At 69.9% G+C, this 13,440-nt stretch carries 13 protein-coding genes and 1 pseudogene; 6 read left to right on the forward strand and 8 right to left on the reverse strand.

Annotated elements, in window-relative coordinates:
• Positions 1-2 precede the first annotated feature (2 nt).
• Both AB0D46_RS00955 and AB0D46_RS00960 read left to right on the forward strand, forming a co-directional pair.
• Positions 3-464, forward strand: a complete 462-nt coding sequence (locus tag AB0D46_RS00955; protein ID WP_362875112.1) for a GNAT family N-acetyltransferase — start codon at positions 3-5, stop codon at positions 462-464.
• Positions 465-517: 53 nt separating this feature from the next.
• A complete protein-coding gene (locus tag AB0D46_RS00960) occupies positions 518-1,693 on the forward strand; it encodes a winged helix DNA-binding domain-containing protein (RefSeq protein ID WP_362875113.1) in 1,176 nt (391 codons plus the stop codon).
• Between the two features lie 43 nt (positions 1,694-1,736).
• Here the strand turns inward: AB0D46_RS00960 and AB0D46_RS00965 are convergent, their stop codons facing one another.
• From AB0D46_RS00965 to dnaB, 3 genes and pseudogenes are all read right to left on the reverse strand, one after another.
• Positions 1,737-3,122: a serine hydrolase domain-containing protein gene (locus AB0D46_RS00965; RefSeq protein WP_362875114.1), complete on the reverse strand. Its 1,386-nt coding sequence runs from the start codon at positions 3,120-3,122 to the stop codon at positions 1,737-1,739.
• Positions 3,123-3,455: 333 nt separating this feature from the next.
• Positions 3,456-3,766 (reverse strand): annotated as a pseudogene (locus AB0D46_RS00970) (DIP1984 family protein); the annotation flags it as partial.
• A 30-nt stretch (positions 3,767-3,796) separates the two neighbouring features.
• Positions 3,797-5,260 (reverse strand): replicative DNA helicase, encoded by a 1,464-nt coding sequence (dnaB, locus tag AB0D46_RS00975; protein ID WP_362875459.1) that lies wholly within the window; start codon positions 5,258-5,260, stop codon positions 3,797-3,799.
• A 451-nt stretch (positions 5,261-5,711) separates the two neighbouring features.
• Between dnaB and AB0D46_RS00980 the strand changes: the two genes are divergently transcribed.
• Positions 5,712-7,049, forward strand: coding sequence for an MATE family efflux transporter (locus AB0D46_RS00980; protein WP_362875115.1), 1,338 nt, complete (start codon positions 5,712-5,714; stop codon positions 7,047-7,049).
• Positions 7,050-7,287: 238 nt separating this feature from the next.
• Here the strand turns inward: AB0D46_RS00980 and rplI are convergent, their stop codons facing one another.
• The 4 genes from rplI to rpsF all read right to left on the reverse strand — a co-directional run bounded on the left by rplI (position 7,288) and on the right by rpsF (position 9,005).
• Entirely contained in the window at positions 7,288-7,734 is a 447-nt protein-coding gene (gene rplI, locus AB0D46_RS00985) for a 50S ribosomal protein L9 (RefSeq protein ID WP_327415001.1), read from the reverse strand.
• A gap of 18 nt (positions 7,735-7,752) precedes the next feature.
• Complete coding sequence (gene rpsR, locus AB0D46_RS00990; protein ID WP_005315025.1) at positions 7,753-7,989, reverse strand: 30S ribosomal protein S18; 237 nt, start codon at positions 7,987-7,989, stop codon at positions 7,753-7,755.
• A gap of 41 nt (positions 7,990-8,030) precedes the next feature.
• Positions 8,031-8,639, reverse strand: coding sequence for a single-stranded DNA-binding protein (locus tag AB0D46_RS00995; protein ID WP_362875116.1), 609 nt, complete (start codon positions 8,637-8,639; stop codon positions 8,031-8,033).
• Positions 8,640-8,714: 75 nt separating this feature from the next.
• Positions 8,715-9,005, reverse strand: a complete 291-nt coding sequence (gene rpsF, locus AB0D46_RS01000; RefSeq protein WP_004950685.1) for a 30S ribosomal protein S6 — start codon at positions 9,003-9,005, stop codon at positions 8,715-8,717.
• A 248-nt stretch (positions 9,006-9,253) separates the two neighbouring features.
• On the opposite strand from rpsF, the gene AB0D46_RS01005 reads away from it, so the two are divergent.
• The 3 genes from AB0D46_RS01005 (at position 9,254) to AB0D46_RS01015 (ending at position 11,915) form a co-directional block, all read left to right on the forward strand.
• A complete protein-coding gene (locus AB0D46_RS01005) occupies positions 9,254-9,568 on the forward strand; it encodes a hypothetical protein (RefSeq protein WP_362875117.1) in 315 nt (104 codons plus the stop codon).
• A gap of 130 nt (positions 9,569-9,698) precedes the next feature.
• Positions 9,699-10,817 carry a peptidoglycan bridge formation glycyltransferase FemA/FemB family protein gene (locus AB0D46_RS01010; protein ID WP_281204951.1) on the forward strand — a complete coding sequence of 373 codons (1,119 nt, stop codon included), beginning with the start codon at positions 9,699-9,701 and terminating at the stop codon, positions 10,815-10,817.
• A 66-nt stretch (positions 10,818-10,883) separates the two neighbouring features.
• On the forward strand, positions 10,884-11,915 hold the full coding sequence (locus AB0D46_RS01015) for an alanine racemase (RefSeq protein ID WP_362875118.1): 1,032 nt from the start codon (positions 10,884-10,886) through the stop codon (positions 11,913-11,915).
• Positions 11,916-11,920: 5 nt separating this feature from the next.
• Here the strand turns inward: AB0D46_RS01015 and AB0D46_RS01020 are convergent, their stop codons facing one another.
• Entirely contained in the window at positions 11,921-13,399 is a 1,479-nt protein-coding gene (locus AB0D46_RS01020) for a glycosyltransferase 87 family protein (RefSeq protein WP_362875119.1), read from the reverse strand.
• Positions 13,400-13,440 lie beyond the last annotated feature (41 nt).

The raw sequence follows: 13,440 nt of genomic DNA on the forward strand, positions 1-13,440 counted from the left end.
CCATGACCGAAACCCACGAGCTGAGCATCCGCCCCGCCACCGAGGCCGATCTGCCGGCCATCGTCGAGATGCTCGCGGACGACCCGCTCGGCGCCGACCGGGAGACCCCGGACGACCTCGCGCCGTACGTGGCCGCCCTCAAGCGCCTGACCGACGACCCCAACCAGCACATCGTCGTCGCCGTTCGCGGCGAACGCGTGGTGGGCACCCTCCAGCTCACCTTCGTCCCGGGACTCTCCCGCACGGGGGCCACCCGCGCGATCATCGAAGGCGTCCGCGTCCACGCCGACGAACGGGGCAGCGGCCTCGGCACCCGCTTCATCGAATGGGCGATCGACCGGTCCCGACAGGAGAACTGCCTGCTGGTGCAGCTCACCTCCGATGTGACCCGCACCGAAGCCCACCGCTTCTACGAGCGGCTCGGCTTCACTGCCTCCCACGTCGGGTTCAAGTTCCAGCTCTGAGCGACGCGGCAAGGGCCGGGCTCCCGGCGGCGGCCCGCCCTACGATCGGGAGGATGAGCCCCAGCCTCCCGATCGTGACCACCGTCGAGCGTCGCCACCGGCTCGGCCGCCGCCACCGGCTGGCCCCCTCGGCCCACGCCGCCACCGTGCCCGAGGCAGCCGACGCGGTGGTCGCCCTGCACGCCACCGACGCCGCGACGATCTACCTCTCCGCCCGTGCCCGGCTGGTCGGAGGCGGTCCGGAGACGATCGAGCGGGCCCTCTACGAGGACGTCAGCCTGGTCCGCCTGCTCAGCATGCGCAACACGCTGTTCGCCGTCTCCGCGGAGCTCGCGCCCCACGTCGACGCGTCCACCGCGCGGGGCATCGCCGCCAAGGAGCGGCGGACCCTCCTCAAGCACCTCGCCGAGGACGGCCGGGGACTGGACGCCGACTGGCTGGCCCGCACCGAGGCCACCGCCCTGGACGCCCTCGACGCCCACGGCCCCCTGACCGGCAGCGGGCTGTCCGCCGTCGTCCCCGACCTCCAGCAGAAGATCACCGTGGGCCGGGGCAAGAAGTACGAGACCGAGACCGGGGTCACCACCCGCGTCATACGCCTCCTGGCCGCCGACGGCCGCATCCGCCGGGACCGCCCGCGCGGGTCGTGGACGTCGAGCCAGTACCGCTGGGTCCACACCCGGCCCTGGCCCGAGGTACCGGCCGCCGAGGCACGCGCCGAGATCGCCCGGCGCTGGCTCCATGCCTACGGCCCGGCCACCGAGGCCGACCTGAAGTGGTGGACCGGCTGGACGCTGACCGACGTACGCAAGGCGCTGGTCGCCGTCGGTCCCGAACAGGTCCTCCTGGAAGGCGGGGGGACGGCCCTGGTCCTCTCCGGGGACACCGCCCCCGAACCCGCTCCCGAGCCCTGGGCGGCCCTGCTGCCCGGCCTCGACCCCAGCGGCATGGGCTGGTCCGACCGCGGCTTCCATCTCGACCCGGCCCACCGCGGCGCCCTGTTCGACTACGCGGGCAACATCGGCCCGACCGTGTGGTGGAACGGCGAGGTCATCGGCGGCTGGGCCCAGCGGCCGAACGGCGCGATCGTCTGGCGACTGCTCGTCGACCGTGGCCGCGACGCCGAGGAGGCGGTCACCGCCGAGGCCGACCGGCTCGCCGCGTGGGTGGGCGACGCCCGGGTCACCCCGCGCTTCCGCACTCCGCTGGAGCGCGAACTCGTCGGCTGAGCCCCGCAGCCGACAGCCCGCACCCCTGGTCCCCGCCCCGGATTCAGCCGATGCCCCGCCAGCCCTGGGGGTCCACGCCCCCGGGCACCGGGGCCTGGGCGTCGTAGGGCTCCCGGGTGAAGACGAACGACGCCAGGTCGAGGTGGCTCACCGAGCCGTCCTCACGGCGTACGGCCCGCAGTGTCTCGCCCGCGTAGTAGCCGGTGAGACCGGTCCACGTCCCGTCGGGCTCCGCACGGAAGCGGGCCGTGCGACCGGTGGCCCCCACCGGGCCCAGCTCCAGGGAGCCGTCGTACCGCAGCCGCAGCACGTGCGGCGAAGTCCCCCAGTACCAGGGCCCGGTCAGCTCCACCGGCACCCGGTCGGCCTCTCCGGAGGGACGCCACGGCTCGGGGAGGCGCGGTTCCGCGTCGGCGACGATCCGTAGCAGGTCCATGGCGACGGTCGTCGGCGGCAGCCCCGACGTGCAGTTCGCCAGCACGACGGCGGCCAGGTCGTCGGCCTCGCTCAGCCACAGGCCGGCGACGAAGCCCGGAAGGGAACCGCCGTGCCCGACCAGTCGGCGGCCCCCGTTCGTGGCCAGCTGAACACCGAGCCCGTACCCGGAATCCGCGGCGCCGGGCTCCGGCGGCGCGACCGGGGTCCGCATCTCCCGTACCGTCGCGGCGCTCAGCACCCGTTCGTCACCGCGGAGCAGGAAGTCGGCGAAGCGAGCCAAATCCTTCGTCGTGGACCACAGTTGCCCGGCCGCGGCCATCAGGCCGAGGTCCTCGACGGGTTCGGGCATCATCACGTCGGCCCACGGGTGCACGGCCCAACCCCCCGCGTGCGGAGCCTGCGGCCTGCCGCTCGTCCGGTCCAGGCCGAGCGGCTCCAGCACCTCGGCGCGCAGAACGTCCTCCCACGGCTTCCCCCGCAGCGCCTCGACCAGCGAACCCAGCAAGGTGTAGCCGGGGTTGGAGTAGTGGAACCGGCTGCCGGGGGAGTGCTTGAACGGCTCGTCACCCAGTACGTCGGCGAGTTCCGGCCGCAGCGTCGCCGGACTGCGCTCCCACCACGCGCCGGGGGTCTCGGCGGCCAGCCCGCCCGCATGGGACAGCAGTTGGGCGACGGTCACCTCGCCGACACCCGTCCCGGGCAGATGCTTCTCCAGCGGGTCCGACAGGCCGAGCAGCCCTTCGTCGCGCAGCCTCAGCACCAGGACGGCGGTGAACGTCTTGGTGATCGAGCCGATCCGGTACTGCACGTTCCCGTCCGGTCCGTGTCCTTCGACGGAGGTACGGGACCCTTCCCAGACCACGTCGCCGCCGCGCACGACCGCCGCCACCACGGAGGGCGCCCGGCCCTCGCTCTGCGCGACGGCGATCCGGTGCCGCAGCGCGCGCCGGGTCTCGGGGAGCAGTTCCAGGTCTTCAGAGAGAGCGTCCATGATCCCTGGGTACCACAACCGCGCGAAGGAGCACCTCTCGTTTCCCCCGTCGTCCGAGGTCAGCACGACTGCCCGGCCGTAGGCCCGCACCCTGCGGTGCTGCGATGTGGAAGACCCCGAACCCACCGTCGCAGTGTCGGGTCTGCACGTGGTGATGTGCTGTGCGTGGTGCACCTTTACCTGTACGCGATGCTGAGCTGCGCTGTTGAGGGGGAGTCGAACCCCGCGTTGCTCTTCACGCGCCAAGAAGGAGCTGGGGAACCGCCAGCCCTCGGTGTGTGCACGCCCCCGAAACTGCTACCTGCTCCACATCGTCGCCACCGGCCGGACGGCTCAGTCCAGCAGATCGGCCTCCCAGTTCGTACGCTGGATCCGCATATCGATCTCACGGATGTCCCGGGCGAGCGCATCCGCCTACCGCGCAGTTCCGCGACCGGAAGCGCGGACAGCATCATCAACTCGGACCGAAGCTGTCGCCCGTATCCCCGCTCGTCCTTGCCCGCCGCCGCGTCCGCCGCCGCGGTGACCACGGAGTGACGCAACCTCAGCACGTCCCGGCGGGCAAGGGCATCGGTGAGCGTGCCGTCCGGACCCATCTCCACGGTGGCGTTGGTCCGGTTGATCCGCCGGATCAACGATTCCAGCGGGATCCGAGAACCCGCGCCTGACGCGGTCTACGTGTTGGCCATGTCCACGAAGCGGGAGTAGTGGCCCTGGAAGGCGACGGTGATGGTGGCCGTGGGGCCGTTTCGGTGCTTGGCCACGATCAGGTCCGCCTCGCCCGCGCGGGGGGACTCCTTCTCGTAGGCGTCCTCACGGTGGAGCAGGATCACCATGTCGGCGTCCTGCTCGATGGAGCCCGACTCACGGAGGTCGGAGACCATCGGCTTCTTGTCGGTGCGCTGCTCGGGACCACGGTTCAGCTGGGAGAGCGCGATCACCGGCACCTCCAGCTCCTTGGCCAGCAGCTTGAGGTTTCGGGACATGTCCGAGACCTCCTGCTGGCGGCTCTCCGGACGGCGGGAGCCGCCCGACTGCATCAGCTGGAGGTAGTCGATGACGACGAGGGAGAGGTCGCTGCGCTGCTTGAGCCGGCGGCACTTGGCCCGGATCTCCATCATCGACAGGTTCGGGGAGTCGTCGATGTACAACGGCGCGGCCGAGACGTCGGGCATCCGGCGTGCGAGTCGGGTCCAGTCGTCGTCGGTCATCGTGCCCGAACGCATGTGGTGCAGCGCCACGCGGGCCTCCGCCGAGAGCAGGCGCATCGCGATCTCGTTGCGGCCCATTTCCAGGGAGAAGATGACGCTGGGCAGATTGGCCTTGATGGAGCAGGCCCGCGCGAAGTCCAGCGCGAGCGTGGACTTGCCCATCGCGGGACGTGCGGCGATGACGATCATCTGGCCCGGGTGGAGGCCGTTGGTGAGGGAGTCGAGGTCGGTGAACCCGGTGGGTACGCCCGACATCTGGCCGCTGCGGGACCCGATCGCCTCGATCTCGTCGAGGGCGCCCTCCATGATGTCGCCCAGCGGCAGGTAGTCCTCGGAGGTCCGCTGTTCCGTGACGGCGTAGATCTCGGCCTGGGCGCTGTTGACGATCTCGTCGACGTCGCCGTCCGCCGCGTATCCCATCTGCGTGATCTTCGTACCGGCGGCGACGAGGCGCCGCAGGACGGCTCTCTCGTGGACGATCTCCGCGTAGTACTCCGCGTTCGCCGCGGTGGGCACGGACTGGACCAGGGTGTGCAGGTAGGAGGCCCCGCCGACCTTGCTGATCTCACCGCGCCGGGTCAGCTCCGCGCCGACGGTGATCGGGTCGGCCGGCTCGCCCTTGGCGTACAGGTCGAGGATGGCCTGGTAGATCGTCTCGTGCGAGGGACGGTAGAAGTCGTGGCCCTTGAGGACCTCGACCACGTCGGCGATGGCGTCCTTGGAGAGCAGCATGCCGCCGAGCACGGACTGTTCGGCGTCGAGGTCCTGCGGAGGAACCCGCTCGAAGCCGCCCCCGCCGCCGTCCCAGGAGCCGCCCTCGCGGCCGGCGTCGTCCTGCTTGTCCCTGCGGCCACCACCCTCGCCGCCGCGGCGCTGACGGGCGGGCAGACGGTCACTGGGACCGCTGTCGGCCCAGGGGTCGTCCATGGGCTCGGGCATGTTCACCGGGCCGCCTCCTCCCGTCCGCTGCGCGGACCTCGCCGTGCCACTCTTTCTACGACACGGCTCTGACATTTGGGGCACCCGGATCGGCTGTGGCGCGTCGGGCAACGCTCAACGGTAGGGCCGCGGGCGGCGTCAGCCAATCTTGTTATCCACAGGCTGTGTGGATGAGATGTGGACGACGGCGCCAATGCTGTGGGTAAGTCGCCAGAAGCTGTGTACGGACCGGGGGACGACGCTGTGGACAAAATCACCCGACCCCTGTCAGCACCCCGCCTGACCTGCTGTTTTCTCGCTCCGCGAGACAGCGGGAGAAAATTCTTGGCCACTGTCTCAAGATCGCCTCCAATGGGGTGCGAAGAACCCGCAAGTCAGCGCCTCGGTAAGGATCCAAAAAAGCTTGCATCCATTACCTGTGGAAGATTGGATTGAGCGCATGACACAGGCCCCCCCAGCTGCCAAGGCTGCCCCGAGACGGCATGATCGCGAGATCCTCGCCCTCGCCGTCCCAGCCTTCGGCGCACTCGTGGCCGAACCCCTGTTCGTGATGGCAGACAGCGCCATCGTGGGACACCTCGGCACCCCCCAGCTGGCCGGCCTCGGCATCGCCGCCGCACTCCTGATGACCGGAGTGAGCGTCTTCGTCTTCCTCGCCTACGCGACCACCGCGGCAGTGGCCCGGCGCGTCGGAGCGGGCGACCTCCCGGCCGCCATCCGACAGGGCATGGACGGCATCTGGCTCGCACTCCTGCTCGGTACGGCCGTGGCGGCCGTGATCCTGCCCACCGCGCCCGGGCTGGTGTCCCTCTTCGGAGCGTCCGACACCGTCGCCCCGTACGCGATCACCTACCTGCGGATCTCCGCCCTCGGGATCCCGGCCATGCTCATGGTGCTGGCCGCCACCGGCGTCATCCGCGGGCTCCAGGACACCCGTACACCGCTCTACGTGGCCATCGGCGGCTTCGCGCTCAACGGCGTCCTCAACGTGGCCCTGGTCTACGGCGCCGGCCTCGGCATCGCCGGATCCGCCTGGGGCACGGTCATCGCCCAGTTCGCGATGGCGGCCGCCTACCTCTTCGTGGTCGTCCGCGGAGCACGACGGCACGGCGCTTCGCTGCGCCCCGACAAGGCCGGCATCCGGGCCTGCGCCCGGGCGGGAGCGCCCCTGCTGGTCCGCACCCTGTCCCTGCGGGCCATCCTGATGATCGCGACCGCCGTCGCCGCCCGGCTCGGTGACGCCGACATCGCGGCCCACCAGATCCTGCTGTCCCTGTGGAGCCTGCTCGCCTTCGCCCTGGACGCGATCGCGATCGCCGGGCAGGCCATCATCGGCCGCTACCTGGGTGCCGGGGACACCGAGGGCGCCAGGGCGGTCTGCCGCCGCATGGTCCAGTGGGGGATCGTCTCGGGCATCGTCCTCGGCCTGCTGGTCGTCGTCGCCCGCCCGGTCTTCATCCCGCTCTTCACCAGCGATCCCGTGGTCGAGGACGTCCTGCTGCCGGCCCTGCTCGTCGTGGCCGTGTCCCAGCCGGTCTCCGGGATCGTCTTCGTGCTGGACGGGGTCCTGATGGGCGCCGGGGACGGGCCCTACCTCGCCCGCGCCATGCTGGTGACACTGGCCGTCTTCGCCCCGGCGGCCCTGCTCGTACCCGTCTTCGGTGGGGGCCTCACCACTCTCTGGTGGGCGATGACACTGATGATGGTGGTCCGCATGATCACGCTCCAGCTGCGCGCCCGCTCCGGGCGGTGGCTGGTGGCCGGAGCCACCCGCTGACCAGTTCGCGGAGGGGGCCTGCCGGCCGCCGTTTCACGTGAAACGCATCGGCCGTTTCACGTGAAACAGGGACGCGCTCGTTTCACGTGAAACAGGAAGCGCCGGGTCGACCTCGTTTCACGTGAAACACCCCCACCCCTGTTTCACGTGAAACAGTCACCCCGCCCTCGCCCCGAGCGCACCAGGAAATGACGAAGGGCCGCACCCCCTGAGGGGTGCGGCCCTTCATGCGCTGCCCTTAGGCGGCGACGACCTCGATGCCCACGTTCGCGGCGACCTCGGCGTGCAGACGCACGGAGACCTGGTACGAACCGAGGGTCTTGATCGGGGCGCCCAGCTCCACGCGACGCTTGTCGACCTTCGGGCCACCCGACGCCTCGATCGCCGTGGCGATGTCGGACGGCGTGACGGAACCGAAGAGACGACCGGCGTCACCCGCGCGGGTGGCCAGACGGACCTTCACACCTTCGAGCTTGGCCTTGAACTCGTTGGCCTGCTCGATGGTCGCGATCTCGTGGATCTTGCGGGCGCGGCGGATCTGTGCCACGTCCTTCTCGCCACCCTTGGTCCAGCGGATCGCGAAACCACGCGGGACCAGGTAGTTGCGAGCGTAACCGTCCTTGACGTCGACGACATCGCCGGCGGTGCCGAGGCCAGAGACCTCGTGGGTCAGGATGATCTTCATTATTCGGTCACCCTTTCCTTATCGCGCGGTGGACGTGTAGGGCAGCAGTGCCATCTCACGGCTGTTCTTGACTGCCGTGGCGACGTCACGCTGGTGCTGCGTGCAGTTGCCGGTGACGCGGCGGGCACGGATCTTGCCGCGGTCGGAAATGAACTTCCGCAGCATGTTCGTGTCCTTGTAGTCCACGTACGCGGTCTTGTCCTTGCAGAACGCGCAGACCTTCTTCTTAGGCTTGCGCACAGGCGGCTTCGCCATTGTGTCTCTCCTGTGTGATCAAGAAGTGGATGCGAGCTGCCCTAGAAGGGCGGCTCGTCCGAGTAGCCACCGCCGGAGCCGCCGGAGCCGCCGGAGCTTCCGCCCCAACCGCCCCCGCCGCCACCCTGCTGCTGGCCACCGGCAGCCGGCGCGCTGGACGCCCACGGGTCGTCGGAGGAACCTCCGCCGCCCTGGGGCGCACCGCCGCCACCGGGGGCTCCGCCCCAGTTGCCGCCGCCGCCACCCTGCTGCTGACCGCCGCCGTATCCACCCTGGCCTCCGCGACCCGAGGTCTTGGCGACCTTGGCCGTGGCGGTCTTCAAGCTGGGGCCGACTTCCTCGACGTCCAGCTCGTAGACCGTGCGCTTGACACCCTCACGGTCCTCGTACGACCGCTGCTTCAGCCGGCCCTGCACGATGACGCGCATGCCCCGCTGAAGGGACTCGGCGACGTTCTCGGCCGCCTGACGCCAGACCGAGCAGGTCAGGAACAGGCCTTCGCCGTCCTTCCACTCATTGGTCTGCTTGTCGAAGATGCGGGGAGTGGACGCGACACGGAACTTCGCGACCGCCGCACCCGAGGGGGTGAAGCGCAGCTCGGGGTCGTCGACGAGATTGCCGACGACCGTGATGACGGTCTCGCCTGCCATGGATGAACCTCTCGGCGGGGATGTGCTGCTGGGCTGCTGTGTACTACTCGGTCCCGATTACCGCTGAACCGAAGTTCAGTGGGTCTCGGGGCGAAGGACCTTGGTCCGGAGAACCGACTCGTTCAGGTTCATCTGGCGGTCAAGCTCCTTGACGACCGCAGGCTCGGCCTGCAGGTCGATGACCGAGTAGATGCCCTCGGGCTTCTTCTTGATCTCGTAAGCGAGACGACGACGGCCCCAGGTGTCGACCTTCTCGACCTTTCCGTTGCCCTCACGGACGACAGAAAGGAAGTTCTCGATCAGCGGGGAGACAGCGCGCTCCTCGAGATCGGGGTCGAGGATGACCATCACTTCGTAGTGACGCATGTGGAACCCACCTCCTTTGGACTCAGCGGCCACGGTCGTTCCGTGGCAGGAGGGTCGTGATGCGTGCGCACGGCGTCCGAGAACAGACACCGCGCAGACCGTACAGACTACCCCGTCGACTCCTTCCGGTTGAAATCCGCCGGGAGGGGGCCACAATCTGTATGCATCGGGTGTGCTCGGTGCTATGCCCCGGCCTACCGGCGGCAGCCCCGTCCCACCGCTCTGCTCCAGCCAGGAGGTGCCTTCCGATGGCACAGGCAATGCGACCGCAGTCCCCCATCTCTCTCCTCGCGACGGACGGCAAGCCCCACCCGCTCCAGGACACCCTGATGGCGGCCACCCTCGTACTCGGCGCCGTGGCGTTCATCACGGCGTTCTGGCACCACCTGCACCTGATCAGCTCGTGGGCCGGACTGATCGGGATCCTGACCGGCGGCTACGGACAGTTCATCTCCATCACGACACGCGAACGCTTCGTGCTGATCATCGGCCTTGGCGCGGCTGCCATCGGCTTCTTCCTCGGCATGGCGCACGGCGGCCTCTTCGGCGGCTGGCTGGGCTGACCGGGGGACCTCCGCGACGGGGCGCCGGCTTCCACCGGCCCGGGCCCGGCCCGTCCCCCAGATGGGTGGCGCCCACGTCGCAGTAGGCTTCGCGCCATAGCCAGCGAAGCCGCCGGAGGAGACGCCCCGCATGAGCCTGTCCCTGAGGACCATCAGTCGAGAGCAGCATCTGGGATATCTCCAGAGCCTGCCCTCGGCGAGCCACTGCCAGGTCCCGGCGTGGGCCGACGTGAAGAACGAGTGGCGTTCCGAGAACCTGGGCTGGTTCGACGCGTCCGGCGAACTCGTCGGTGCCGCGCTCGTGTTGTACCGCCAGCTGCCCAAGGTGAAGCGCTACCTCGCGTACCTTCCCGAGGGCCCGGTCATCAACTGGTACGCCCCCAATCTGGACGAATGGCTCCAGCCGATGCTGGCGCACCTGAAGCACCAGGGCGCCTTCACCGTGAAGATGGGCCCGCCCGTCGTCATCCGCCGTTGGAACTCGGCCGCCATCAAGGCCGGCATCCAGGACCCCGAGGTCAAGCGCCTGCGTGACGTCGAGGCTTCGGTCATCGAGCCCCGCGCCTTCGAGGTGTCCGACAAGCTGCGCCGCATGGGCTGGCAGCAGGCCGAGGACGGCGGCGCCGGATTCGGCGACGTGCAGCCCCGCTACGTGTTCCAGGTGCCGCTGGCGAACCGCTCGCTGGACGACGTCCTCAAGGGCTTCAACCAGCTGTGGCGCCGCAACATCAAGAAGGCCGAGAAGGCTGGCGTCGAGGTCGTCCAGGGCGGCTACGAGGACCTGCCCACCTGGCAGCACCTCTACGAGATCACCGCCGAGCGCGACAAGTTCCGCCCGCGCCCGCTCAGTTACTTCCAGCGCCAGTGGACGGCCCTCAACTCCGAGGACCCGAACCGGATGCGGCTGTACATCGCCACGCACGAGGGGGAGCCGCTGGCCGCCGCCACGATGCTCACCGTCGGCCAGCACGTCTGGTACTCGTACGGCGCCTCCGCCAACCACAAGCGCGAGGTCCGCCCGTCGAACGCGATGCAGTGGCGCATGCTGCGCGACTCGTACGCGCTCGGCGCGAGCGTCTACGACCTCCGCGGCATCAGCGACACGCTGGACGAGAACGACCACCTGTTCGGCCTCATCCAGTTCAAGGTCGGCACCGGCGGCGAGGCCGTCGAGTACGTCGGCGAGTGGGACTTCCCGCTGAACAAGCTGCTGCACAAGGCGCTCGACATGTATATGTCCCGCCGCTGATCCCCTCCCTCACCCACACATCGCACCGCTGCACCAAGCAGCCACCAAGAGAGGTTCCGGACGGGCATGGCGCTCACGCTCTACGTCGACACCGCGCGCTGGCGTGCGCACCAGAAGCAGATCACGGACCAGTTCCCCGGACTGATCCCCGTCTGCAAGGGCAACGGCTACGGCTTCGGACACGAGCGGCTGTGCGAGGAGGCGACCCGCATGGGCGCCGACATCCTGGCCGTCGGTACCACGTACGAGGCCGCCAGCATCAAGGACTGGTTCGGCGGCGACCTGCTCGTCCTCACCCCGTTCCGGCGGGGCGAGGAGCCGGTGCCGCTGCCGGACCGGGTGATCCGCTCGGTGTCCTCGGTGGACGGGGTCCGGGGCCTGGTCGGCGCCCGCGTCGTCATCGAGTGCATGAGCTCGATGCGTCGCCACGGCGTCTCCGAGCAGGACCTGGGCCTGCTCCAGACGGCGATCGAGGACGTCCGGCTGGAGGGCTTCGCCCTGCACCTGCCGCTCGACCGCCCCGACGGTTCGGACGCCGTCGAGGAGGTCATCGGCTGGATGGACCGGCTCCGCGCGGCCCGGCTGCCGCTGCACACCATGTTCGTCAGCCACCTGCGGGCCGAGGAACTGACCCGGCTCCAGCAGCAGTTCCCCCAGACCCGCTTCCGGGCCCGCATCGGTACCCGGTTGTGGCTGGGCGACCACGAGGCGACCCAGTACCGCGGTGCGGTCCTGGACGTCACCCGGGTCTCCAAGGGCGACCGCTTCGGTTACCGTCAGCAGAAGGCCGCCTCCGACGGCTGGCTGGTCGTCGTCGCGGGCGGCACCTCGCACGGGGTGGGGCTGGAGGCCCCCAAGGCCCTGCACGGGGTGATGCCGCGCGCCAAGGGCGTCGCCCGCGCCGGCCTGGCCACGGTGAACCGCAACCTTTCGCCCTTCGTGTGGGCGGGCAAGCAGCGCTGGTTCGCCGAGCCCCCGCACATGCAGGTGTCGATCCTGTTCGTGCCCTCGGACGCGACCGAGCCCAAGGTCGGCGACGAGCTGGTGGCGCACCTGCGCCACACCACCACCCAGTTCGACCGGGTGCTCGACGCCTGACCCGATCAGTCGCCGGGGTTCGTGCCCCAGTCGACCCGCTGTCCCCGCGAAGGCGCCGCTTCCCGCGGCGCCTTCGTTGCGTTCGGGAGCACGAACCTGTCCTCGGCCCCGTCCAGGACACCGCCGGACGGGTCGTCGGAGCCGTCGCGCCGTACGACGTCCCGTTCGGGCAGCAGGATGTCCCGCACCACGACCGCGCAGAGGTAGAGCGTGCCCACCAGGTGGGCGGCGATGGCGAACTGATAGCCCTCCAGGGGCAGGCCCTGGTGCTTGTCCCCACTGCTCGTGTAGGCGAGGTAGAACCAGATGCCCAGGAAGTACGCGACCTCGCCCGCCTGCCAGATCAGGAAGTCCCGCCAGCGCGGGCGGGCCAGCGCGGCCAGCGGGATGAGCCACAGCACGTACTGCGGCGAGTAGACCTTGTTCGCCAGGATGAACGCGGCGACGACCAGGAAGGCCAGCTGCGCGAACCGGGGGCGCCTGGGCGCCGTCAGCGTCAGCAGACCGATGGCCAGGCACATCAGCAGCGTGAGGAGCGTCGCGTACGTGTTGGCGCCCTCCAGCGGGTTGCCGCTGCGCTGGGAGATCAGCAGCCACACGGAGCCGAAGTCGATCGGTCGCTCCTGGCTGAACACGTAGAACCGCTTCCAGCCGTCCCAGGCGAACAACATGATCGGCGCGTTCACCACGAGCCAGGCGACCACGGCCCCGCCGGCCGCCGCGCCGAAGGCCCGCCACTTCCCCGCCCGCCAACAGAGCACGAACAGGACGCCGAGCAGCAGGGCGGGGTAGAGCTTGGCGGCGGTGGCGAGACCGATGAAGACGCCGGCGGCCAGCGGACGGCTGCGCGACCACATCAACATGGCGACGGCGGTGAGGGCCACGGCCGGCAGGTCCCAGTTGATCGTCGCGTTGAGTGCGAAGGCGGGGGCCAGGGCGAGGAGCAGCGCGTCCCAGGGCCTGCGGCGGTGGGTCCGGGCCACGCAGACGGCCAGCACGGCCGCGCAGGCCATCAGCATGCCCGCGTTGACCATCCAGTACATCTGCTCGCGGTGCTGGAGGGAGCCCGAGGTCGGCGTCAGCCAGGAGGCGACCTGCATGAAGGCCCCGGTCAGCACCGGGTACTCCAGGAACTGCATGTCGCCGTACTTCGGGTCCTGGTCCGGGAAGCGGTCGAAGTACGGCACGAGGCCGTCGGCGAAGCCGCGCGCGGAGTACAGGTGCGGGATGTCGGAGTAGCAGGCGTGCGTGTACTGGGAGGCCGCTCCGCGGAACCACGCCCAGTCGTAGCAGGGCAGCTTCTGCACCATTCCGAGGGCGAACAGCCCGAGGACCACCAGCACCACGACGCGCACCGGTCCCAACCAGTGGCCGCCGAGGCGGGCATGGCGGCCGATGGGGCCGCCGATCAGTTCGCTGCCTGCCGCGGCGACCTCGTCCTGCTCCGTGGGCAGGACGGGCCGCTCCTCGTGCACCTTGGTCATGCGCTCATCCTGCCGTACCGGGTCGGACACGCGGGAGGGCC

Origin of the sequence: Streptomyces sp. NPDC048383, assembly GCF_040651775.1 — a bacterium.
GTDB lineage: Bacteria > Actinomycetota > Actinomycetes > Streptomycetales > Streptomycetaceae > Streptomyces.

What these genes read in the sequence shown, in the direction of transcription:
- AB0D46_RS00955 (WP_362875112.1), top strand. Translation starts at nt 3, where the DNA reads ATGACCGAAACCCACGAGCTGAGCATCCGCCCCGCCACCGAGGCCGAT.
- AB0D46_RS00960 (WP_362875113.1), top strand. Translation starts at nt 518, where the DNA reads ATGAGCCCCAGCCTCCCGATCGTGACCACCGTCGAGCGTCGCCACCGG.
- AB0D46_RS00965 (WP_362875114.1), bottom strand. Translation starts at nt 3,122, where the DNA reads ATGGACGCTCTCTCTGAAGACCTGGAACTGCTCCCCGAGACCCGGCGC.
- dnaB (WP_362875459.1), bottom strand. Translation starts at nt 5,260, where the DNA reads ATGGACGACCCCTGGGCCGACAGCGGTCCCAGTGACCGTCTGCCCGCC.
- AB0D46_RS00980 (WP_362875115.1), top strand. Translation starts at nt 5,712, where the DNA reads ATGACACAGGCCCCCCCAGCTGCCAAGGCTGCCCCGAGACGGCATGAT.
- rplI (WP_327415001.1), bottom strand. Translation starts at nt 7,734, where the DNA reads ATGAAGATCATCCTGACCCACGAGGTCTCTGGCCTCGGCACCGCCGGC.
- rpsR (WP_005315025.1), bottom strand. Translation starts at nt 7,989, where the DNA reads ATGGCGAAGCCGCCTGTGCGCAAGCCTAAGAAGAAGGTCTGCGCGTTC.
- AB0D46_RS00995 (WP_362875116.1), bottom strand. Translation starts at nt 8,639, where the DNA reads ATGGCAGGCGAGACCGTCATCACGGTCGTCGGCAATCTCGTCGACGAC.
- rpsF (WP_004950685.1), bottom strand. Translation starts at nt 9,005, where the DNA reads ATGCGTCACTACGAAGTGATGGTCATCCTCGACCCCGATCTCGAGGAG.
- AB0D46_RS01005 (WP_362875117.1), top strand. Translation starts at nt 9,254, where the DNA reads ATGGCACAGGCAATGCGACCGCAGTCCCCCATCTCTCTCCTCGCGACG.
- AB0D46_RS01010 (WP_281204951.1), top strand. Translation starts at nt 9,699, where the DNA reads ATGAGCCTGTCCCTGAGGACCATCAGTCGAGAGCAGCATCTGGGATAT.
- AB0D46_RS01015 (WP_362875118.1), top strand. Translation starts at nt 10,884, where the DNA reads ATGGCGCTCACGCTCTACGTCGACACCGCGCGCTGGCGTGCGCACCAG.
- AB0D46_RS01020 (WP_362875119.1), bottom strand. Translation starts at nt 13,399, where the DNA reads ATGACCAAGGTGCACGAGGAGCGGCCCGTCCTGCCCACGGAGCAGGAC.